This is a genomic window from Roseomonas sp. SRI_022, from assembly GCF_057586215.1.
Genome location: NZ_JBYCZL010000005.1, coordinates 150,134 through 171,901, shown reverse-complemented (window position 1 = coordinate 171,901; position 21,768 = coordinate 150,134). Strand labels below are relative to the sequence as shown.

The following is a 21,768-nucleotide window of genomic DNA, read 5'->3' as shown; positions in this document are numbered from 1 at the left end:
TCGGGGGCGGCAAGGTGTCGCCCCGAACCACGAGGGCATCCAAGGCCGAGACCACACGGCCGCCGCGCGGCGACGCGCCGGATGCCGCGCCCCGCCCGGCCGCGGAGCCGCCCCGGCCGCATCGCGCGACGGCCACCGCTGCTGCCGGACCGCAGGCGAGTTCGCGCCGCCGTGCCGCTGCGCGGCCGGACGAACCGCAACCCCTGCCCTCCAAGGCCGCGCTGCGACAATTCCTCGCCGAGGCCGGCGGGCGGGTGACCAAATCCACCATCGCCCGCGCCTTCGGCCTGACGGCCGACCAGCGCCAGGCGCTGCGGATGCTGATGCGCGAAATCGCCGCGGAGGGCGGCAGCGCCCCGGCCGGCAAGCGCGCCGTCATCGCGCCATCCCGCCTGCCGGAGATGGCCCCGGTCGAGATCATCGGCACCGACCCCGATGGCGACCCCATCGCCCGGCCGGTCGGCTGGCAGGGCGAAGGCCGCCCGCCGGTCATCTACATGCGTCTCGAACCGAAGGGGCAGCCCGCGCTGACCGCCGGCGAACGGGTGCTGGCGCGGCTGAAGCCGATCGGGCCGGGCAAGTATGAAGGGCGCACCTTCAAGCGGATCGCCGGCACGGCACCCGCGCGCATCCTCGGCGTCTTCGAGGAAGGCCGGATCATCCCCACCGACCGCCGCCAGAAGGGCATCTGGGACGTCCCACGCGGCGAGGAGAACGGCGCGAAGCCGGGCGAGATCGTCCTCGCAGAACCCCTGCCTTCGGCGCGGCATTTCGGCCCCAAGCCGGCCCGGATCATCGAACGCCTGGGCGTGATGGGAGAACCGCGCTCGGTCTCCCTGGTCTGCATCCACGCCCATGGCATCCCGGACGTCTTCCCGGCCGAAGCCGTGCAGCAGGCCGAGAAGGCGCATGGCGTGACGGCGCGCGGCCGCACCGACCTTCGCGACATCCCGCTGGTGACGATCGACGGGGAGGACGCGCGCGACTTCGACGATGCCGTCTTCGCCGAACCGGACGGGACCGGCTGGCGCGTGCTGGTCGCCATCGCCGACGTCGCGCATTACGTCACCACCGGCAGCCCGCTCGACCGCGAGGCCTGGGCGCGCGGCAACTCCGTCTATTTCCCCGACCGCGTCGTGCCGATGCTGCCCGAGGCCCTGTCCAATGGCTGGTGCAGCCTGCGCCCAGCCGAGGAACGCGGCTGCCTCTATGTCGAGATGCGGTTCGACGCGGAAGGCCGCAAGCACGCCCACGCCTTCGGTCGCGGCATCATGCGATCCGCCGCGCGGCTGACCTATGAGCAGGTCCAGCAGGCCGCCGATGCCGGCACCGATCCGGCCGCCCTACCCCAGGGCCACATCGCGCGGCTGTACGGCGCCTTCCGCGCGCTGCTGGCGGCGCGGGAGAAGCGCGGCACGCTCGACCTCGACGTGCCGGAACGCCGCGTCCTGCTGGATGCGAAGGGCCAGGTCGCGGCGGTGGTCCCGCGCGCGCGGCTCGACGCGCATCGGCTGATCGAGGAATTCATGGTCGCCGCCAATGTCTGCGCGGCGGAGGAGCTGGAACGCCTGGTTCAGCCCTGCATGTACCGCGTCCATGACCGGCCCTCGGACCAGAAGATGGAAGGGCTGCGGCAGTTCCTCGCGACCTTCGACATTTCGCTTCCACAATCCGACCGGCTGCACCCGCGCGACTTCGCCCGCGTGCTCGACAAGGTGCGCGGCACGCCCGAGGAACGGCTGGTGAATGAGGCCGTGCTGCGCGGCCAGTCCCAGGCCGCCTATTCGCCCGACAATCTCGGCCATTTCGGCCTGGCCCTGCCGCGCTATGCGCATTTCACCTCGCCGATCCGCCGCTATGCCGACCTGCTGGTGCATCGCGCGCTGATCCGCGGGCTGAAACTCGGCAAGGACGGCATCGACGAGGCCGAGGCCGCGCGATTCCCCGACACCGCCGAGCACATCACATCGACCGAACGCCGCGCCGCCGCGGCCGAACGCGATGCCGTGGACCGCTATCTCGCGGCCTATATGGCACAGCGAGTCGGAGAGTCGTTCGAGGCACGAATTTCCGGGGTGACTCGCTTCGGCCTCTTCGTCACGCTGGAGGAGAACGGGGCAAGCGGAATTGTCCCGCTCGGATCACTGCCGGACGACCGATGGGACTTGGACGAGGCCACGCAGACGCTGGCCGGTCGCAGGACGAGAATGACCTTCCGGCTGGGCGATGCCGTGGAGGCCCGCTTGGCGGAAGCGAGTCCGCGCACGGGCGGCATGGTGTTCCACCTGATGCAAGGACTGCCCGAGCGCGGCCGGTCCCGCCCCGCCCCAAAAGGCCAGCAGCGCGCCCGTCGCCGCTGATCCTGCTGCTGCTGATCCTGCTGCCGGGCATCGTCGCGGCGCAGGAGGTCTCCAGCACCGGTGCCTATCCGCGCGACGAGATGCGTCTTGTCCTCGGTGCCGGATTCGCGGCCATCCTGGAACGGCACCTGGAAGCCGCGACGCCGGGGGACCTGCTGGTCTGGTCCCTGACCGGCATGACGGACATCGATCCCGAACTTTCCGTCCAGCGCGCCGGGCGGACGGTGCGCCTGCTCCAGGGCGAGCGGGTGCTGCTTTCGCGCAGCCTGCCCGGGCGGGCGGAGGGCGAAGGCTTCGCCGCCGCCGGCGGTGCCGCGGCCGACCGGCTGACGCTGTTCCAGCAGGCCGGCTGGAACGCCTCCGCGGCGCTGCGCGCGGCCGGCACCTCGGGGCTGATCCGGCACAGTTTCGAGGCCATCTTCAATCACCTCGATCCCTTCAGCCGCTACATCACGCCCGAGGAAGCGCAGGCCGCGCGGGAACGTCGCACCGGCGAGGCCGGGCTCGGCCTGCGCCTGGCACCCGGGCGCGGCCCCGGCACCATGATCGCGGCGATCGCCCATGGCGGTCCGGCAGCGGAAGCCGGGCTGCTCGTCGGCGACCGCGTGCTGGCCATCGACGGCACGGCGCTGCGCCCGCGCGATGCGGCCGGCGCGGCGGGGCTGTTGGAAGGCCCGGCCGGCACCGATGTCGTGCTGCTGATCGAACGCGACCGCCAGCGGCGCGAGGTGGCGCTGCGCCGTGTCCTGCCGCCCGGCAGCCCGGTAACCGCCGAACGGGTGGATGATGTCCTCATCATCCGCCTGCCCTCCTTCTCCGCCCAGTCGGAACGCCAGGTGGCCGCCGCCCTGCTCGGCGCCTTCAGCCAGGGGATGCCGCGGGCCGTCGTGCTGGACCTGCGCGGCAATCGCGGCGGGCTGCTGTCCCAGGCGGCGGCCGTCACCGACATCTTCCTCGGCCCTGGCGAGGCCTTCCGCACCCTGGGCCGCCACCCCGAGGCCAGCCGCATCTACGTCACCGCCGGGCGCGATTTGGCCGAACAGCGCCCCCTGGTGGTGCTGGTCGATGGGCGCACGGCATCCTCGGCCGAGATCGTCGCCGCCGCCCTGTCCGATCGCGGCCGCGCGGCGGTGGTCGGCACCAACACCACCGGCAAGGGGCTGGTGCAGCTGGTGGTGCCGCTGCCCGATGGCGGCGAATTGCTGATGAGCTGGTCGCGCCTGATCATGCCGGCGGGCTGGCCGTTGCAGGGCATCGGTGTGCTGCCGGGGCTGTGCACCGCCGGCGGGCCGGCCGCGACGACCGAGGCGCTGGGCAGCCTGCGCGCCGGCCAGAGCCCGATGGGCGAGGGCCAGTCGCGCCAGCGCGCCCTGCGGCATCCGGTAAATCCCGAGGAAGTGGAGGCCCTGCGGGCGCTGTGCCCCGCCGGCGAGGTGGCGGAATCGGTTCTGCCCCTGGCCCGTTCCCTGGCGCTGGACCCGCAGGCGCGGGCCGCGGCGATGGCGCGGTAGGGCCATGCGCCCGGCCTTTTCGGCAAAAAACCGCACCAGTCATGCCGGTCTTGCTTGACGCCGCCGCCGCGGCCGTTAGGTTGCGGCCTCTCGCGCCCGGGGCCCACTCGCCCGCGGGCCATGGAGTTGTGTCATGGCCAAGTCGAACACCATCCTGATCCGCCTCGTGAGCAGCGCCGATACGGGCTACTTCTATGTCACGAAGAAGAACACCCGCACGATGACCGCGAAGATGGAGAAGAAGAAGTACGATCCGGTGGCGCGGAAGCACGTCGTGTTCCGCGAAGCCAAGATCAAGTGATCCGCGGGCGGGCATGACCCGCCCCTGATTGCCGGCGTTTGGACGGGCGCGCCTTCGGGCGGCGCCCGTTTGTCGTTGCGTGGGTGCCAGGCGTCCCCGGCGCCGGGCGCGCGAGGTGCAACCGCGCCCATGACGAACGGCTGCACGCACGTTCAAGCAAACCTGCTCAAGGCCGGGAATACGGCGCGCGGCTTACGCTTCAGCGCCGATGCGCCTCAGTAGGCGCGAAAACACTCCGCCCCGGTTTCGCGGCCCGTAACACCCTGACTCAGGCTCGGCCTGAGATACAGGGATCCGTCGTCTCTCCGACGAACCAAATTGCTTGGCGTATAGAAAAGATGAGCGTGTGGATACCACGACCTGATCTTCGCCAGCAGAGGCTTTCCGGCAAAAAAATGCTCGTCCGTAACCTGCTGCGTGGCGTTGCCTGTACTGCATCCAGCCAGAACGATAGTTCCGTTGTGTTTTATGGAAAATTGCTTAAGGAGTGATATTATATTCTTTGTATCATATTCCCCAATATTACTTATATCAGCATGCCCAACTAAAAATATCCTATCGATATCGCCAAGATTTTGCGGAATATCATGATAGGTAACGACCTGCGCTCCCTTGCCGCAAAACAGTGCATCGATACTGGCCCCGAGGCGGAGTAACTCGTCTTCGTCCCCGACGATGACAATGACATCCACCATTCTGGTGCCCCTCCGCGACCGTCTTGCCAACTATCTGTCAAGCCTGACGATGCGAATCCGTAATGCTTAATTTGGGCATCCTCAACGCAACTCTTAGTGTGCGACGTTCCCACGTAATCGCCAAATAGTTGAGAATAGCGCCCTGGCCGACGACCTTCGGCCACTCACCGTCACCCGGCAGGGGCCGGACCTTACCGCCGTCCCTTGAAAGCCACGGACCCGCTGCTTCGCGGCAAATGGGAGACGCTATTCCGGTTGCTCGCCCCAATCCTCGGCCGTCGCGGCCTCGACCCGGTTCCGCCCGTGTTCCTTGGCGCGGTACAGCGCGGCGTCGGCCACACCGATCAGCGCATCCGCCGCCGCCTGGCCGCGCGCCACCGCAAGGCCGATGCTGACCGTGACCGGCAGCGACAGCGCACCGGCCATCGCCGGACTGTCGGCGACGGCGGCGCGCAGCCGCTCGGCCACCGCCGCACCTTCCTCCTCCCCGGCCCCGGCGATCACGACGAGGAATTCCTCCCCGCCATACCGCGCGACCACATCGACCGCGCGGAGGTGCTCGCGCAGCCGGGAGGAGACCTCCTTCAGGGCGGCATCGCCGGCCGCATGGCCATGCCGATCGTTCAGCGGCTTGAACCGGTCCACGTCGATCAGCAGCACCGCCGCCGTCGCCCCCGTGCGGAGCAACGATTCGAGGTGGCGACGCACATAGCGCCGGTTGCGCAGCCCGGTCAGCGAATCGGTGACCGCGAGTTCCAGCGAACGGTCGAGGCTCTCGCGCAGCAATTCCTGATAGCGCCGGCGCCGCAGCTGGTTGCGCACCCGCGCGCGCAGTTCCGGCGCATCGACCGGACGCATGACATGGTCCGATGCCCCGAGGTCGAAGGCGCGCAGCACGGCGTGGCGCTGATCCTCCCCGGCCAGGAGCACCAGCGGCAGGTCGCGGAGGTCGCCATGCGCGCGCAGGCGGGATGCGAGGCGCAGCGCATCGCCGCCGGCCAGCGGCAGGCACAGCAGCGCCAGGTCGTGCAGCGCGTCCTGCAACCGCTCCCAGGCCGTCGGCTCATCGGGCGCGTGCTCGATCGTCATGCCATCAGCGGCGACCGCGGCGGCGACCGCGCTCGCTTCCTCGGGCGTTCCGCCTGCGAGCAGCAGCCGCGCGCCGGTGAAATCCTCGACCGGCGCCCCCGGCGCCTCGAAGCCAAGGTCGCGCGCCGTGTCGGCCCGCACGCGCCAGGCATCCAGCACCTGCTTCATGCGCAGCAGCGCGCGCAGCCGCGCGAACAGCAGCGCGGTATCGACGGGCTTCGAGATGAAGTCGTCCGCCCCGGCTTCGAGGCCGCGCACGCGTTCCGACTGTTCGGTCAGCGCCGTGACCATCACCACCGGGATGTGCGCCGTGGCCTGCTGCGACTTCAGCCGGCGGCAGACCTCATAGCCATCCATGCCTGGCATCATCACATCGAGCAGCACGACATCCGGCGCCCAGGCGGATGTCAGCGCCAGCGCCTCGGGCCCGGAGGCGGCGAGCGCCACCTCGAAATACTCGGCCCGCAGCTTCGCCTCGAGCAGGCGGAGATTCGCGGGGATGTCGTCCACCACCAGCACGCGCGCCGTCACGCCAGTACCCCCCGTGTCCTGCCATCCAACCGTAACTGGCCAGTTCCAGCAACGGGACCTATCACGAGCTGGGTGACAAGCCCTTGAATCGTCACACTTATGTCATGGAGCACCGCATGTCGGGGATCACCGCCGGCGACCATCCCTCCAGGGCGCGGGAGGGCGGCTTCGGCCTGTTCCTCCGGCGCTGGGCAGCCAATCCGTTGCAGATGGGCTCGGTGGTGCCGTCCTCGCGCGCCCTGGGCCGACGCATCGCCGCGCTGGTGGAACGCAGCGGGGATGAGGTGGTGGTCGAGCTCGGCGCCGGCACGGGGGCAGTCAGCCGCGCGCTGCTGGATGGCGGCGTGCCACCGGACCGGCTCGTGGTGGTCGAGATCGTGCCCGACATGGCGCGTCACCTGGCGCGCACCCTGCCCGGCGTCACGGTGATCGAAGGCGACGCCTTCGCGCTGCCCGAGGCATTGCCGGCCGCGCTGCACGGTCGCGTCGGCACAGCGATCTGCGGCATTCCCCTGGTGCTGCTGCCGGTGGAGCAGCAGCGCCGCTTCGTCGCGGCGGTGGAAGCAGTGGCGCCGGGGCGTGGCTTCCTGCTGTACAGCTACTGCGTGACTTCGCCGCTGCCGCGGCGCGCGCTGGGGCTGACGGCGCGCCGCGAAGCCTGGACGCCGGCCAACTTCCCGCCCGCCAGCGTCTGGCGCTATCGCCCTGCGGGCTGATCGCCGCATCGAATCCTTCCGCCGCCACCGCCCAACCCGGGAGGGGCGGCATAGATGCCCGGTCGCGACGAATGGTGAGGATGGCGTCCCCACCGCATCCGCCTCCTTCGGATCGCAGCCCAACCGCGATCCGGGCGCGCGAATGCGCGACAGCGCCCGGACCCTCCGCCACCTGCAGCGCGGATTTGCGGCGCTCGCCGCCTGAAGGCACACAGAACCCGTCACGCGCTGGTCAGCGTCACCTCCCGCCCGTCCTTGTGGCGCAGATGCGCGATCAGCCGCGGATGCGGGCTCTGGCGGACCTTCACAGCGTCCGTCAGGCCGCGCGCGGTCAGCGAACCACGCAGCGCCTGTGTGTCGGGGTGCTCCGCCTCGAGCGAGGTCAGCCGCCAGCCGGAATCCTTGATGCGCTTGCCGGCGCGCTCGCCGTCCCACTGGATCAGCGGCGGGATCAGGTTGTTCATGTCCTGGCGCTGCGGCGGGAAGGCCATGCGCCAGGCGAGGTCGCCGCGCGACATCGAGCGGACCTCCCCGGCATGGGACGGGCCGAGCCGCGCGACCACCGCATCCAGCGCCGGGGTGGAAGCGACATAGGCGATCAGCCGGGGCTCGGCTTCGAGCATCGTCCGCAGCGAGGCGTCATCGAGGTCGAAGGGCCGCGGATGCGCCGGCGCGGGCTGCCCCGGATCCGGGGCGATGATCTCGAGGTAGCAGGCAGCCCCGAGGCCAAGCAGCATGTTGTGGGTGCCGACGCCGGTATGAACGCCGCCCTTCACGGGCTTCACGCCGAGGGTTTCCTCGACGTAGCGGGCGCCTTCCTCGAGCGTGCGGGCTCCAATGACGATGTGGTCGATCTCAGCCATGCGAATCCTGGCGTTTCCTGTTGGTCCGGGTGCGCGTCAGCGCACCGCGAACTGGGTCTTACCGAACATGACCTCCCGTTCGGCATCGGTCATCTGCCCGCGGCGCTGGTTCTCGGACAGCACCGCGACGCCACGCTGGACTGCGGGCCGCGCGGCGATGGCATCGTGCCAGCGCTTCACGTTCGGATATTGACCGAGATCAACGTTGCGCCGCTCCGCATTGCGAATCCAGGGAAAGGTGGCGATGTCGGCGATCGAGTAGTCCGGCCCGGCGAGGTAGGGCGATTGCGCCAGCCGCTTGTCGAGCACCCGGTGCAGGCGCGCGACCTCATTGGTGTAGCGTTCGACCGGATAGGTGAGCTTCTCGGCCGCGTAGTTGGCGAAGTGATTGTACTGGCCGAACATCGGCCCGACGCCGCCCATCTGGAACATCAGCCATTGCAGCGCGGTGTAGCGCGTGGCCGGGTCCTTCGGGATCAGCGCGCTCGCGGCTTTCTCCGCCAGATAGATAAGGATGGCGCCGCTTTCGAACAGGCTGAGCGGCTTCCCGCCCGGGCCGTCGGGATCGACGATGGCGGGGATGCGGTGGTTGGGCGTGATGGCGAGGAATTCGGGGCGGAACTGCTCGCCCTTGCCGATCGCGACCGGAACCACTTCGTAGGGGATGCCGCGCCCCTCCTCTATCAGTTCCTCGAGCAGGATGTGGACCTTGTGGCCATTCGGGGTCGGCCAGGTCCAGACCTGGATGGGTGCCGGCATCGGTGCTCTCCTCCGTGAACGGAGAAGGGTGCGCCAGCCGGCGCGGGGTGACAACGCCCGGGCCTGTGACGCGCCGCGCTTGCGGGGCGCGCGCCGGACCGTGAGACTACGGGTGATGGAGACTGGAGGATCATGGTCGGATTTCCCGCCGCACGGCTGACCGACATGCACATCTGCCCGATGGTCACGGTGCTGGTGCCCCATGTCGGCGGCCCCATCGCGGGGCCCGGCGCGCCCACCGTGCTGATCGGCAGCCTGCCGGCCGCGCGCGTGACGGACATGTGCGTCTGCGTCGGACCGCCGGACATGATCGCCAAGGGCTCGGCGACCGTGATGACGATGAAGATGCCGCAGGCGCGCATCCTCGATAACTGCGTGCATGGCGGCATCATCGTGCTCGGCTGCTTCACCGTGCTGGTGGGCGACGGCGCGGGCGGCGGAGGTGGTGGCGGCGGTGGGCCGGCGGCGGCGCTGCTGGCGAAGATCCTGTCCGGCAAGTCGCAGATCAAGCTCGAGGGACCGCCGGAATTCCAGCTCAAGACGATGATGGCGCTGGCCAAGCTGGCGGCGACGCCGACCGGGCTCGCGCTGCTGCAAAGCCTGGACGCCGCGCCGCATACGACCACCATCAAGCCGAGCAAGGACGGCAGCAATTCGGAGAACGGGGCCGGCTACGCCAACCCGGTGACCGGCGCCCCGGGCCCGGGCACCGATTCCGAGGTGTTCTTCAACCCCGACAAGGACAAGCTGAACGGCCGGCCGGACCAGACGCGCGACCCGGCGATCGGCCTGGGGCATGAGCTGATCCACGCCAATCACGACGTGCACGGCACCAATGTGAAGGCGAGCAGCAACTACACCGGCGCGGACGGCAACACCTACAACGCGCCGGGGTATGAGCAGCAGGCGGTGGGCCTCGGCCCCTATGCCAACGACCCCTTCACCGAGAACAAGCTGCGCAAGGATTTCGACGACCAGGGGATCAGCAAGTTCCCCCACGAGCACCAGCGCCCACGCTACTGAACTCAAGGACGGAACGGACATCCGATGGCGAGCCTCTCGGTCACGATCAGAACCCTGACGCGGGAGGCGCTGTATCTCGACGTCGCGGTGGTGAACACGCGCAACAGCGACATCTTCGTCGCGGCGGTGCTGTTCGCGACCGACAATACCGGCGTGCGCGACCGCGACCCGGCGCTGCTGTTCGCAGCGCGCGGCGCGGGCGAACGCGTGGTGATCGGCAAATGGGTGCCGACCCCGCCCGAGGGGCGGAAGGTCGAGTCCGAGCCGGTGCCGTATTTCGCGAAGCTGAAGCCCGGGGAGCGCTGGGAGAATGCCTGCGGGCTGCCGCTGCCCGTCACCTATTTCGGCTTCTACGGCCCCGCGCCCGAGCCGCTGCGCGAACCGCGCATGCTGCCGAGCCTGGGGTTCAACCTCGGCATCCTGGATTCGGCGCGCTTCCCGCCCGGGGCGGGGGTGATCGTGCCGTCGATGGCGTCGCCACCCGATGCACCGTGGGAATGCGACAGCGGCTTCGGCAAGATGCTGCAGGAATTCCTGACGAGCGAGATCCTGCTGCCGGCGCCAGGCATTCCTTCACTGATCTGAGGGGATGGCCGATGGACCGGCAGGTGCCGCGGGCGAAGCTCGCCGAGACCTTCATTCATCCGAGCGTGAAGCTGCGCGAGACGGTGATCGGGCAGCGCTGCGAACTGCTGGAACGCTGCGCGGTCGAGTATGCGACGATCGGGGATGCGTCCTATCTCGGCCATGACTGCCAGGTGGCGGATGCGACGATCGGCAAGTTCTGCGCCATAGCGGCGCATGTGCGGATCGGGCCGCCGAACCATCCGATGGAACGGCCCTCGCTGCACCGCTTCACCTATGTGCCGGAATACTACGACACGGCGAAGCAACGCGACGCCGCGTTCTTCGCGGCGCGGCGGGCGGCGCGGACGACGATCGGGAACGATGTGTGGATCGGGCACGGCGTCACCGTGCTCGCCGGCGTAACCGTGGGCGATGGGGCCGTGCTCGCGGCCGGCGCGGTGGTGGTGAAGGACGTGGCGCCATACACCATCGTCGGCGGCGTGCCAGGTCGGGTGATCCGCGAACGGTTCCCGCGCGACATCGCCGGCCGGCTGCAACGCATCGCCTGGTGGGACTGGCCGTTCGAGGTGGTGATGGAACGGCTCGCCGATTTCCAATCCGACGACCTGGCGACGTTCTGCGATCACTGGGATCGGCCCTGACCGCGGGGGAGGATTCCACTCCCCCCGGCGAGCCTTCAGGCGTTCCCGGCCAGGTAGTCCATCGCCGCCAGCACCCCGCCAGCCTTGTACGGCACGCCGGCTTCCCGCAGGCCCATCTCCACGCCACCCAGCGTGCCGACCAGTTGCAGGTCGCCGAAATCGCCGAGATGCCCGATGCGGAACACCACGTCGTTCAACTGCCCGAGCCCATTGCCGAGCGACATGTTGTGCTTCTCGAGGATCGTCGCCCGCAGCGCATTCGCCGAATGCCCTTCCGGCAGCCGCACCGCCGTCAGCGCGGAGGAGTAGTGCCGCGGTTCCGCGCACTGGATCTCGAAGCCCCAATGGCGCACCGCGCGGCGCGTCGCCTCGGCATGCCGGTCGTGGCGGGCGAAGACGTTGTCGAGCCCTTCCTCCAGCAGCATGTCCACCGCCGCATCCAGCCCGTAGAGCAGGTTCGTCGCCGGCGTATAGGGGAAGTAGCCGGTCGCATTCGCCGCCAGCATCGCCTTCCAATCCCAGAAGGATCGCGGCAGCTTCGCGGTCTCGGAGGCCTTCAGGGCCTTGGCGCTGATCGCGTTGAAGGACAGGCCGGGCGGCAGCATCAGCCCCTTCTGCGACCCGGCGACGGTGACATCCACGCCCCATTCGTCGTGGCGGTAGTCAATCGAACCCAGCGAGGAAATGGTGTCCACCAGCAGCAGCGCCGGATGGCCGGCCGCATCCATTGCGCGGCGGACCTCATCGATGCGCGAGGTGCAGCCGGTGCTGGTTTCATTGTGCACGACGCAGACGGCCTTGATGGCGTGGGCCTTGTCGTCACGCAGGCGGGCCTCGATCTGCGCGACGTCCGCACCGCGGCGCCAGTCGGTCTTGATCAGGTCGGTGACGATGCCGAGGCGGCCCGACATTTCCTGCCACAGATGCGCGAACCAGCCGGTCTCGCACATCAGCACGCGATCGCCCGGCGACAGGGTGTTGGTCAGCGCCGCTTCCCACGCCCCGGTGCCGGAGGCCGGGTAGATGATCACATGGGACTGCGTCTTGAAGACGTGCCGCACCTTCTCCAGCAGTTGCTTGCCGAGCCGCCCGAAATCCGGGCCGCGATGGTCCATCGTCGGGTTGTCCATCGCCCGCAGCACGCGGTCGGGCACGTTGGTCGGGCCCGGGATCTGCAGGAAATGGCGGCCGGCAACCGGCTTGGACTGGAAATAGGCCATGGGGGCGTCTCCCTTTCTCGCCGCCCTTCATGCGCCAGGCGGCGCGCGGCGCCAAATGAGTTCGGCGCGTCGCGGCCATGAGCCGGCGCGATCGGTCAGCCTTGCCGCGGCCCGGCCATGAGCAGCACTTCTCCCGCCGATGAGCATTATGGATCGGACAGCGCGGCGCATCGCGGCTAGTTTCGCGCCGTCAGAAGGAAGGGACGGAATGGCGCAGGCGATCATGCTCCGCGAGCACGGCGGCCCCGAGGTATTGCGCGCCGAGGCCATTCATGTCCCGGCGCCCGGCCCCGGCGAGTTGCTGTTGCGCCAGACCGCGGTCGGCGTGAACTTCCACGACTGCTACGTGCGCTCCGGCCTGTATCGCACCCTTCCCCTGCCCGGCGTGCCGGGCATCGAGGCCGCCGGCGTGGTCGAAGCCGTCGGCCCCGGCGTGACCGGCTTCGCGCCGGGCGATCGCGTCGGCTACGTCACCGGCGGGTATGGTGCCTATGCCTCCCATCGCGTGATCCCGGCCGCCATCGCGCTGCGCCTGCCCGATGGAATGTCAGACAGCCTCGCCGCCTCCGTGCTGCTCAAGGGACTGACGGCGGAGATGCTGCTCCGCCAGGTGCATCGCGTGCAGCCGGGACAGACCATCCTGGTGCATGCGGCGGCCGGCGGCGTCGGGCGGCTGCTCTGCCAATGGGCGAAGCACCTGGGTGCCACGGTAATCGGCACCGCCGGGTCGCCCGCGCGTGCGGAGATCGCCCGGGCTTCGGGCTGCGCGCATGTCGTGCTCTACCGCGAACAGGACTTCGTCGCCGAGGTGAAGCGCATCACCGGCGGGCGCGGCGTCGATGCGGTCTATGATTCGGTCGGGCACGACACCTTCGACGGGTCGCTGGAATGCCTCGCCATGCGCGGGCACCTGGTGAATTTCGGCCAGGCCTCCGGGCCGGTGCCACCATTCCAGGTGCAGCGCCTCGCCGCGAAGTCGAACAGCCTGACGCGGCCGATCCTGTTCCACTACATCGGCGAACGCGCGGCGCTGGATGCGATGGCGGCCGCGCTGTTCGATGTGCTCGCCACCGGCGCCGTGCGCGCGGAAGCGGGTGCGACCTTTCCCCTCAGCGAGGCGGCGCGCGCCCATGCGCTGCTCGAATCCCGGCAGGCCGAGGCACGGCTCGTCCTGCTGCCGCAGGAATAGACCGGCATGAACGTGACGACGCGACCGACAATAGGCGACAGCCGCCTTGCCGAGCGCCTGCGGCGCGAGACCCGTGGTGAGGTGCTGTTCTCCGCCGCCGATCGCGGGCGCTACGCAACCGATGCCTCGATCTACCAGATCGAACCCTATGGCGTGCTGGTGCCGCGCGGCCTGGACGACGTGCAAGCGGCGATGACGCTGTGCCGGGAGGAAGGCATCCCTGTCCTGGCGCGTGGTGGCGGCACGTCGCAATGCGGGCAGACCGTGAACCGCGCGCTGGTGCTGGACTGCACCAAGTACCTGCGCAACGTGATCGAGGTCGATGCGGCCGCGAAGACCGCACGCGTGCAGCCGGGCATCACGCTCGGCGCGCTGAACGACGCACTGAAGAAGCACAACCTGTTCTTCCCGGTCGATCCCTCCACCTGGCAGCGCTGCACCATCGGCGGCATGGCCGGGAACAATTCCTGCGGGTCGAAGTCGATCCGCTACGGGCTGATGGCAGACAACGTCACGGCGATCGACGCGCTGCTGGCAGACGGGTCGCGCTTCACCTTCGGGGATCTGCCGGACAATCTCGGCGGTGACATTCCCGCGCCGGCGGCGGAACTGATCCAGCGCCTGCGCGCGCTCGGCACGCGGGAGGCGGAGGAGATCGCCGCGCGCTTCCCGCACCAGTTGCGCCGGGTCGGCGGCTACAATATCGAATCCCTGACGCCGGCTGCGCGCGCGGAGGGCCGCGGCAATCTCGCGCGGCTGCTGGTGGGGTCGGAAGGCACGCTCGCCTTCTCCGCCGCGCTGGATCTGAAACTGTGGCCGATCAAGCCGCGCAAGACGCTCGGCATCTGCCAGTTCCCGACCTTCCGTGCGGCGATGGCGGCGTCGCAGCACCTGGTCACGCTGGACCCGGAGGCGGTGGAGCTGGTGGACCGGACGATGATCGACCTCGGCCGATCGATCCCGATCTATCGCGCGACCATCGACAAGATGGTCAAGGGCGAACCGGACTCGCTGCTGATCGTCGAGTTCCATGGCTATGAGGATGCGCCGCTGCTCGCCGCGCTGGATCGGCTTGAGGAGATGATGGCCGATCTCGGTTACCCGGATGCCGTGGTGCGCGCGACGGATGCCGGCTTCCAGGCCGCCATCGCAGAAGTCCGCGAGGCCGGGCTCAACATCATGATGTCGATGAAGGGTGACGGTAAGCCGGTCTCCTTCATCGAGGATTGCGCGGTGGGTCTTGACGACCTCGCCGACTACACCGAACGGCTGAACGACGTCTTCGCGAAGCACGGCACCAAGGGCACCTGGTATGCCCATGCCTCGGTCGGCTGCCTGCATGTGCGCCCCGTGCTGAACATGAAGGACGGGGCGGATGTGGCGAAGATGCGCGCCATCGCCGAGGAATGCTTCGCCCTGGTGCGCGAATACAAGGGCAGCCATTCCGGCGAGCATGGCGACGGCATCGTGCGGTCCGAATTCAACGAGCCGATGTTCGGCCCCCGCATCGCCCGCGCCTTCGAGGAAGTGAAGGACAGCTTCGACCCGAACGCGCTGCTTAATCCCGGCCGCGTCGTGCGCGCGCCGAAGATGGATGACCGCAACCTGTTCCGCTACGCGCCGGGCTACGCCGCCGATGCCGCGATCACGCCCGCGCTCGACTGGTCAGAGTATCCCGGCCCGCTCGGCGGCATGCTCGGCGCCGTCGAGATGTGCAACAACAACGGCACCTGCCGGAAGTTCGACGCGAATGTCATGTGTCCCTCCTACCGCGCGACGCGGGATGAGCAGCATCTGACGCGCGGCCGCGCCAACACGCTGCGCCTCGCGCTGACGCGGCAGATCCCGGGCGCGCTCGCCTCGGCCGAGGTCGCGGAGGCGCTGAAGCTCTGCGTCTCCTGCAAGGGCTGCAAGCGCGAATGCCCGACCGGCGTCGACATGGCGCGGATGAAGATCGAGGTGCTGGCCGCACAGGCGAAGCAGCACGGCATCGGCTGGCGCGAACGCATCATCGCCACCATGCCACGCTGGGCGCGCTGGGCCTCGCTGGTGCCGCCGCTCGCCAATGCGCGCGACACCGTGCCGGGCCTCGCCTGGCTGTCGGAACGGCTGCTTGGCCTCGCGGCCGAACGGTCCCTGCCCCGCTTCGCCTGGGGTGCCTTCCATGACGCGGAACTGCGCGCGCCGGATGGCCGGGATCGCGAGGTCATCCTGCTGCCCGACGTGTTCAACCGGTACTTCGAGCCGGAGAACCTGCGCGCCGCAGTCGCCGTGCTGCGCGCCGCCGGATACGACCCCGCCATCGCCCGGCCCGCGCGCGGTGCGCGGCCACTCGATGAGGGTCGCACGCTGCTTGCCGCCGGGCTGGTGGACCAGGCGCGGGCAGAAGCAGAGCGCACGCTGGATGCCCTGTCGGCGCACGGCGCGCCGGTCATCGGCATCGAGCCCTCCTCGCTGACCACGCTGCGCGACGAGTTCCTCGCGCTGCTGCCGGGCGAACCGGCCCGCGCACTCGCCGCCCGCGCCTTCCTGCTGTCGGAATTCCTCGACCGCGAGAAGGCGGCGCTGCCGCTGAAGCCGATCGAAGGCGAGGCGCATATCCACGGCCATTGCCACCAGAAGGCGTTCGGCGCCTTCCCGCCCGCCGTGGCGCTGCTGAAGCGGATCCCGGGCCTGACGGTCACGCCCATCACCTCCTCCTGCTGCGGCATGGCGGGTGCGTTCGGATATCAGGCCGAGACGCTGGCGGCGTCGAAGGCCATGGGTGAACTCGCCCTGCTACCGGCGGTGCGCGCCGCCGCGCCGGGCGCTTTCATCGTCGCGGACGGCACGTCCTGCCGGCACCAGATTGCCGATCTCGCAGGCCGGCCGGCGCTGCATTCCGTCCGGCTGCTGGAGAAGGCCCTCGCATGACCACCGCGCTCGACGTCCTCGCCTTCTGGTTCGCCGATGGGCCCGACACCTTCCGCGACGCCTGGTTCAAGCGCGACGAGGCCTTCGACGCGGAGATCCGCACCCGGTTCGGCACGACGGCCGCCGCGGCGCGGACCGGTGCGCTGGCGCCCTGGCGTGACAGCGCCGATGGCGTGCTGGCGCTGGCCATCCTGCTCGACCAGTGCCCACGCAACCTGCACCGCGGCAGCGCCGAGGCCTTTGCCGCCGACGCGCTGATGCTCGACATCGCCCGCGATGCCGTGCTGGCGCGGCGCATCGACCTCGGCCTGACGCCGACGCAGCGCATCTTCCTCTACCTCCCCTTCGAGCATTCCGAGGCGATGGCCGACCAGGATCTCTCGGTCGCGCTGTTCGAGGGGATGCGCGACGATCCGCGCATGAGAACCCCGGGCGGGACGATCGACTACGCCTGGCGTCACAGGGCGGTCATCGCCCGTTTCGGCCGCTTTCCCCACCGCAACGCGGCACTGGGGCGGGCCAGCAGCCCGGAGGAACAGGCCTGGCTGGAGGCCGGCGGGGGCTTCTGACCGGCGCGGAGCCATTCCTGCTCATGGACCGTGGCGCCATGATCACGATTGCCGCTTTGCACGGCAGGTTATGACAGCAATGCTGATATTGCTGTTGCACTGCACAATAGAGGTCCCTATCTGATCCGGACACGCCTCGCGCTGACGGGGGCCCTCGGGAAGAACAGCCTTTCGCACACGGCCCCTCAGGAGGGTTCCGATGTCGCGTCCCGTTTCCCGCCGCCTGCTTCTTGCCGCCGGCCTCGCCGCCCCCGCCCTGATCACGACCCGCAATGCACGCGCCTCGACCGAGGTCGATGTCGAACTGGTGCTCGCAGTGGACGTCTCCCGCTCCGTCGATACGGAGGAGATGGAGATGCAGATGCGCGGCTATGCCGAGGCCTTCCGCGACCCGCGCCTGGCCGAGGGGATCGCCGGCGGGCCGATGGGTGCCATCGCCGTCACCCTGTTCGTCTGGTCGGATTGGAACATCCAGCACACGCTGGTGCCCTGGATGCGCCTCGACGGCCATGCGAGCGCCGAACGCTTCGCCCGCGCCATCGACGGCGCGTCGCGCGAAACATACCTCTACACCTCGATCTCGGGCGCCATCGACTATGCCTCCGCACAGTTCGGCCAGCGCTACGAAGGCCTGCGCCGCGTCGTCGACATCTCCGGCGACGGGGTGAACAATTCCGGCCGGCCGCTTGCCGCCGCGCGGGCCGAGGCGCTGGAGAAGGGCATCGTGCTCAACGGCCTTGCCGTGCTCGACCGGTCCCCGCAGCCCGCGGTGCTGCTCGCGGGCCTGCCGCCGGTGGACGAGTACTACCGCGACGAGGTGATCGGCGGCCCCGGCGCCTTCCTGATGGTCGCCGAGGGCTACGATTCCTTCGCCGGGGCGGTCCGCCGCAAGATCATCCGCGAGATCGCGGCGATCCCGGCCCCCGGCCCGCTGGTGGAACGCGCATACGCCTGAACCACCGCGCCCGCACGATGGCGGGGGACCGGCGCCAACGCGCCGCCAGCCGAGCGTTTCGATATAAAAACCACTGGCGCCTTGAATCCCACACGCCTAGGTTGCGCTGCACAACCCAGGCGAGGATGCGGCGCGTGTCCTATACCGAAGCCGAACTGAACGTGATGGGCATCACGAACAACTACTGGGGCGTCTGCGGCTTCACCAGCACCTTCTACGCCATGTTCGAGATGCATCCCGGCAAGCGGTCGCAGCTCGGCGGCGCCGGTATCGCCACCCAGGTGCTGGCCGAGATCAAGACCTACCTGGTGCTGCTTCAGGAAGCAGGGCAGATCGCGCTGCTCAACGAGATCAGGGAGTTCACCCAATCCTTCGGCGAGGTGAACGGATACGATTTCGGTCACTGGAACGTCGCCGAGTACATCGAATCCGTCGACGAGGCGGTCGATCGCTCGGACGTCGCGATCCGCGGCGACCCCGGTTATTCGATCGGGATGCCACCGCATGTGGTGGTCGACTACCTGGCCCGGGTGTGGGGATACAACTCCGCGGTCGAAGTCATCAGCGACGCGACCGACCCGGGGGCGAACGGCATCATCGGCGTGAGCAAAGGCCTGCTGCCCAAGTATGACGGGCTCTGCCACTACATGTACCGGCTCAACACCAAGATCTACAGCTGGGGCAACACCTATGACACGGTCGCAGCCGCGAATCCGGCCTATCGGGTGGTCCGGTTGATCCGGGTCTAACCGCGGGCGGCAGACGCTCATCAGGCGCGCAGCCAAACCGGCTTGCGCGGCGCCAGGATCGGGCCATACCCGCACCGATGACTCATGGTTCCGCCATCCCTGGCGGCGGCGGCGTAACGCTCGATGCAGCGCGCGCCAGCGCATTTGCCGCACTGCGCCGTGGCGTAGACGACCACCGCAGCGTGTTCCACACCCCGACGCTTGCGACCCGTGGCGCGGATGGAATGCCTGAGTTGCGAACCGTCGTACTGCGCGCCTTCGACCCCGCCGCGCGCAGCCTGCAATTCCACACCGACCGCCGCAGCGCCAAGGCCGCGCAGATCGCCGCCGATCCGCGCGTCGCGCTGCATGCTTATGACCCGCTGGGACGGATGCAGCTCCGCCTCGCCGGCCATGCGATGCTGCACCTCGACGATGCCGTCGCCGATGCGGCATGGGCCGCCAGCCGGGAGACCAGCCGCATGACCTACGCCACCGCCCACCCTCCTGGCACACCCCTGCCGGCGCCACCCGCCGCACCCGGCGATCCCTTTGGCGGCCGCGCCCATTTCGCGGCCGTGGTGCTGCGCTTCGACAGTCTCGACTGGCTGCTGCTGGACCCGGCCGGACATCGCCGCGCGCGCTTCGCCTGGGGACCTGATGGCACGCTCGCCGCGACCTGGCTCGCACCATGAGCGAACCTGCCATCCGTGAGGCGATCCTCGCCCAGGCCGCCACGCACGGCCCCGAGAAGAGCTTCACCCCCGAGGACGTCGCCCGCGCCCTCACCACCGAGAACTGGCAGTCGCTGCTGACTCGCATCCGGCGGGAAGCGATCCTCCTGGCGCGGGAAGGCAAGATCGACGTCCTGCGCAAGGGCAAGCCGGTCGATCCCGAGGCGGAGATCCGCGGCGTCATCCGCCTGCGGGCGCGACCGTGATCGAATTGCTGTTCTCCCGCGGGGCGAACGGCGTCCCGGCCCCGCAGCCGCTCGACTTCGCGACGCTGGTGCTGCCGGCGACGCCCAATACCTGCCTGCTGACGCCGGCCAGCGCGCCGGGCCGCGGCCACCTGCATCGCGACCCCTTCCCCGTCGCGGCGCAGGCCGCCTTCGATGCGATCCGCGCCGTGGCGGCGGCGCAGCCGCGCACCTACCCCCTCGCGGCGTATCCCGACCGCTTCCAGGCGCAATGGGTGGTGCGGTCACGGCTGATGAACTACCCCGACATCATCATCGCCGAATGCGCCCCGAGCGGCGGCGGCACCGGCCTCTGGCTGTATTCGCGCAGCCTGCTCGGCCGGTCGGATTTTGGGGTGAACCGGGCGCGCGTGCTCGCCTGGCTCGGGGATTTCGAGGACCGGCTGCGGCGCGGCTGAAGGAGAGATTGCATGCGAGGCCTCGGCCCCTTCCTGCGCGATGCCTGGGCGCTCGCGCGCCCCTACTGGTCCAGCGAGGATCGCTGGCGCGCGCGCGGCCTGCTCGCCGTCGTCATCGCGCTGAACCTGTCGCTGGTCGGCATGACGGTGCTGCTGACCTTCTGGCAGCGCGCCTTCTACAACGCGCTCGAGGCCAAGGACTGGGATGCCTTCATCGCCCTGCTGTTCACCTGGCACTCGACCGAGGCCGAGGGCTTCCTGCCCTCCTTCACGATCGTCGCCGCGCTCTACATCCTGATCGCGGTCTATCAGCTCTATCTGCGCCAGGCGCTGCAGATCCGCTGGCGGCGCTGGCTGACCGGCGTCTACCTCACGCAGTGGCTGGAGGGCCGCGCCTACTACCGCATGGCTCTGACCGACCCGGAGACCGACAACCCCGACCAGCGCATCGCCGAGGATGCGCGGCTGTTTGTTGATGCGACGCTGGTGCTCGGGCTTGGGCTGATGAACTCGGTCGTGACGCTCGGCTCCTTCGTCCTGGTGCTGTGGTCGCTGTCAGGCCCCCTGACGGTGCTCGGCATCGAGATCCCGGGCTATATGGTCTGGGTGGCGCTGATCTATGCGCTGGCGGGCACGACGCTGGCCCATTTCATCGGGCGGCCGCTGATCCGGCTGAACTTCACGCAGCAGAAGGTCGAGGCCGATTTCCGCTACGCGCTGGTGCGTTTCCGCGAGAATGTTGAGGGCATCGCGCTGCATGGCGGCGAGGCCGACGAGAAGCGCGGCCTGACCCAACGCTTCCACGCGCTGATGGAGAATTGGTGGTCGATCATGACCGCCACCAAGCGGCTGACCTTCTTCACCGCCGGCTACACCCAGGTCGCGACGATCTTCCCGATCGTCGTCGCCGCGCCGGCCTATTTCGCCGGGCGCATCCCGCTTGGCGGGCTGATCCAGACGTCGTCCGCCTTCGGCCAGGTGCAGGGCGCGCTGTCCTGGTTCGTGGATAATTATCGCGACCTGACCGAATGGCGCGCGACGGTGGAACGCCTGACCGGCTTCACCCGCGCCGTCGCGACCGCGCGGACGGCCGGCAGCGGCCCCGTCGCCGCCAAGGGCAGCGATGCGGGGCTGGTGATCGACGACGTGACGCTCGCCCTGCCGGACGGGCGCAAGCTGCTGGAACACGGCGCGGCCAGGGTCGCGCCGGGCGAGGCGGTCGTGATCACCGGCGCCTCAGGGTCCGGCAAATCGACGCTGTTCCGCGCCATCGCCGGCATCTGGCCGTTCGGCGGCGGACACGTATCGCTGCCGGCAAGCGGACGCGCACTGTTTCTGCCACAGCGGCCCTATATCCCGCTCGGCAGCCTCAAGCGCGCCGTGTGCTACCCGGAGGATGAGGCCGGCTTCACCGATGCGCAGGTAGCCGAGGCCCTGGAGGCGGCCGATCTCGGGCATCTCGTGCCTCGCCTGCATGAGGCGGAATCCTGGGACAAGCGGCTGTCGGGTGGCGAACAGCAACGCCTCGCGCTCGCACGCGCGTTGCTGCTGAAGCCGGATTGGCTGTTCCTGGACGAGGCCACGGCGAGCCTCGATCCCGCGGCCGAGGAACGGCTCTATGCCCGGCTGAAGGAAAGGCTGCCGGGCACGGCGCTGATCTCCATCGCGCATCGCCCGGCGGTCGCGAAGTTCCATGACCGCGGGCTGCGGATGGAAGGCGGGCGGCTGGTCGAGGCGTGA

Annotated in this window: 21 protein-coding genes; 16 read left to right on the top strand and 5 right to left on the bottom strand. The window is 69.4% G+C overall.

All coding sequences use genetic code 11. The annotated features are described in order from the left end of the window. Positions 1-14: 14 nt before the first annotated feature. The 3 genes from rnr (at position 15) to rpmG (ending at position 4,172) form a co-directional block, all read left to right on the top strand. Positions 15-2,360 carry a ribonuclease R gene (gene rnr, locus AC2YHJ_RS06940; protein ID WP_487394906.1) on the top strand — a complete coding sequence of 782 codons (2,346 nt, stop codon included), beginning with the start codon at positions 15-17 and terminating at the stop codon, positions 2,358-2,360. Positions 2,361-2,440: 80 nt separating this feature from the next. Beyond that, complete coding sequence (locus tag AC2YHJ_RS06935) at positions 2,441-3,871, top strand: S41 family peptidase (protein WP_487394904.1); 1,431 nt, start codon at positions 2,441-2,443, stop codon at positions 3,869-3,871. Between the two features lie 133 nt (positions 3,872-4,004). Continuing rightward, the gene (rpmG, locus tag AC2YHJ_RS06930) at positions 4,005-4,172 is read left to right on the top strand and encodes a 50S ribosomal protein L33 (protein WP_188966603.1); all 168 of its coding nucleotides are present in this window, start codon (positions 4,005-4,007) and stop codon (positions 4,170-4,172) included. A gap of 215 nt (positions 4,173-4,387) precedes the next feature. On the opposite strand, the gene AC2YHJ_RS06925 is transcribed toward rpmG, so the two are convergent. Both AC2YHJ_RS06925 and AC2YHJ_RS06920 read right to left on the bottom strand, forming a co-directional pair. After that, entirely contained in the window at positions 4,388-4,867 is a 480-nt protein-coding gene (locus AC2YHJ_RS06925; RefSeq protein ID WP_487394903.1) for a hypothetical protein, read from the bottom strand. Positions 4,868-5,113: 246 nt separating this feature from the next. Next, positions 5,114-6,487: a PleD family two-component system response regulator gene (locus tag AC2YHJ_RS06920; RefSeq protein WP_487394901.1), complete on the bottom strand. Its 1,374-nt coding sequence runs from the start codon at positions 6,485-6,487 to the stop codon at positions 5,114-5,116. Positions 6,488-6,603: 116 nt separating this feature from the next. Between AC2YHJ_RS06920 and AC2YHJ_RS06915 the strand changes: the two genes are divergently transcribed. Continuing rightward, positions 6,604-7,203, top strand: coding sequence for a class I SAM-dependent methyltransferase (locus tag AC2YHJ_RS06915; protein ID WP_487394899.1), 600 nt, complete (start codon positions 6,604-6,606; stop codon positions 7,201-7,203). A gap of 221 nt (positions 7,204-7,424) precedes the next feature. Here AC2YHJ_RS06915 and AC2YHJ_RS06910 read toward each other — a convergent pair whose 3' ends face one another. Both AC2YHJ_RS06910 and AC2YHJ_RS06905 read right to left on the bottom strand, forming a co-directional pair. Then, positions 7,425-8,066, bottom strand: a complete 642-nt coding sequence (locus AC2YHJ_RS06910) for a VOC family protein (RefSeq protein WP_487394898.1) — start codon at positions 8,064-8,066, stop codon at positions 7,425-7,427. A gap of 36 nt (positions 8,067-8,102) precedes the next feature. Further along, positions 8,103-8,825: a glutathione binding-like protein gene (locus tag AC2YHJ_RS06905; RefSeq protein ID WP_487394896.1), complete on the bottom strand. Its 723-nt coding sequence runs from the start codon at positions 8,823-8,825 to the stop codon at positions 8,103-8,105. A 132-nt stretch (positions 8,826-8,957) separates the two neighbouring features. Between AC2YHJ_RS06905 and AC2YHJ_RS06900 the strand changes: the two genes are divergently transcribed. The 3 genes from AC2YHJ_RS06900 to AC2YHJ_RS06890 are packed head-to-tail and all read left to right on the top strand — an operon-like array spanning position 8,958 to position 11,077. Continuing rightward, on the top strand, positions 8,958-9,848 hold the full coding sequence (locus AC2YHJ_RS06900) for a M91 family zinc metallopeptidase (RefSeq protein WP_487394895.1): 891 nt from the start codon (positions 8,958-8,960) through the stop codon (positions 9,846-9,848). Positions 9,849-9,872: 24 nt separating this feature from the next. Next, positions 9,873-10,433, top strand: coding sequence for a hypothetical protein (locus AC2YHJ_RS06895; protein WP_487394894.1), 561 nt, complete (start codon positions 9,873-9,875; stop codon positions 10,431-10,433). A gap of 11 nt (positions 10,434-10,444) precedes the next feature. Then, a complete protein-coding gene (locus AC2YHJ_RS06890; protein WP_487394893.1) occupies positions 10,445-11,077 on the top strand; it encodes a DapH/DapD/GlmU-related protein in 633 nt (210 codons plus the stop codon). A gap of 35 nt (positions 11,078-11,112) precedes the next feature. Here the strand turns inward: AC2YHJ_RS06890 and AC2YHJ_RS06885 are convergent, their stop codons facing one another. Next, positions 11,113-12,297, bottom strand: a complete 1,185-nt coding sequence (locus tag AC2YHJ_RS06885) for a pyridoxal-phosphate-dependent aminotransferase family protein (RefSeq protein ID WP_487394892.1) — start codon at positions 12,295-12,297, stop codon at positions 11,113-11,115. Positions 12,298-12,505: 208 nt separating this feature from the next. On the opposite strand from AC2YHJ_RS06885, the gene AC2YHJ_RS06880 reads away from it, so the two are divergent. The 9 genes from AC2YHJ_RS06880 (at position 12,506) to AC2YHJ_RS06840 (ending at position 21,768) form a co-directional block, all read left to right on the top strand. Continuing rightward, the gene (locus AC2YHJ_RS06880) at positions 12,506-13,486 is read left to right on the top strand and encodes a quinone oxidoreductase family protein (RefSeq protein ID WP_487394891.1); all 981 of its coding nucleotides are present in this window, start codon (positions 12,506-12,508) and stop codon (positions 13,484-13,486) included. A gap of 6 nt (positions 13,487-13,492) precedes the next feature. After that, positions 13,493-16,399, top strand: a complete 2,907-nt coding sequence (locus tag AC2YHJ_RS06875) for an FAD-binding and (Fe-S)-binding domain-containing protein (RefSeq protein WP_487394890.1) — start codon at positions 13,493-13,495, stop codon at positions 16,397-16,399. Further along, entirely contained in the window at positions 16,396-16,968 is a 573-nt protein-coding gene (locus tag AC2YHJ_RS06870; RefSeq protein ID WP_487394889.1) for a DUF924 family protein, read from the top strand. The genes AC2YHJ_RS06875 and AC2YHJ_RS06870 overlap by 4 nt, the downstream gene beginning before the upstream one ends. 199 nt (positions 16,969-17,167) lie before the next feature. Beyond that, the gene (locus tag AC2YHJ_RS06865) at positions 17,168-17,923 is read left to right on the top strand and encodes a DUF1194 domain-containing protein (RefSeq protein WP_487394888.1); all 756 of its coding nucleotides are present in this window, start codon (positions 17,168-17,170) and stop codon (positions 17,921-17,923) included. Between the two features lie 134 nt (positions 17,924-18,057). Continuing rightward, positions 18,058-18,672, top strand: a complete 615-nt coding sequence (locus tag AC2YHJ_RS06860; protein WP_487394886.1) for a hypothetical protein — start codon at positions 18,058-18,060, stop codon at positions 18,670-18,672. Positions 18,673-18,749: 77 nt separating this feature from the next. Next, entirely contained in the window at positions 18,750-19,346 is a 597-nt protein-coding gene (locus AC2YHJ_RS06855; RefSeq protein ID WP_487394885.1) for a pyridoxamine 5'-phosphate oxidase family protein, read from the top strand. Further along, positions 19,343-19,591, top strand: coding sequence for a DUF3253 domain-containing protein (locus AC2YHJ_RS06850; RefSeq protein ID WP_487394884.1), 249 nt, complete (start codon positions 19,343-19,345; stop codon positions 19,589-19,591). The genes AC2YHJ_RS06855 and AC2YHJ_RS06850 overlap by 4 nt, the downstream gene beginning before the upstream one ends. Further along, positions 19,588-20,028 (top strand): DUF1499 domain-containing protein, encoded by a 441-nt coding sequence (locus AC2YHJ_RS06845; protein ID WP_487394883.1) that lies wholly within the window; start codon positions 19,588-19,590, stop codon positions 20,026-20,028. Before AC2YHJ_RS06850 ends, AC2YHJ_RS06845 begins: the two co-directional genes overlap by 4 nt. 12 nt (positions 20,029-20,040) lie before the next feature. Then, on the top strand, positions 20,041-21,768 hold the full coding sequence (locus AC2YHJ_RS06840) for an ABC transporter ATP-binding protein/permease (RefSeq protein WP_487394881.1): 1,728 nt from the start codon (positions 20,041-20,043) through the stop codon (positions 21,766-21,768).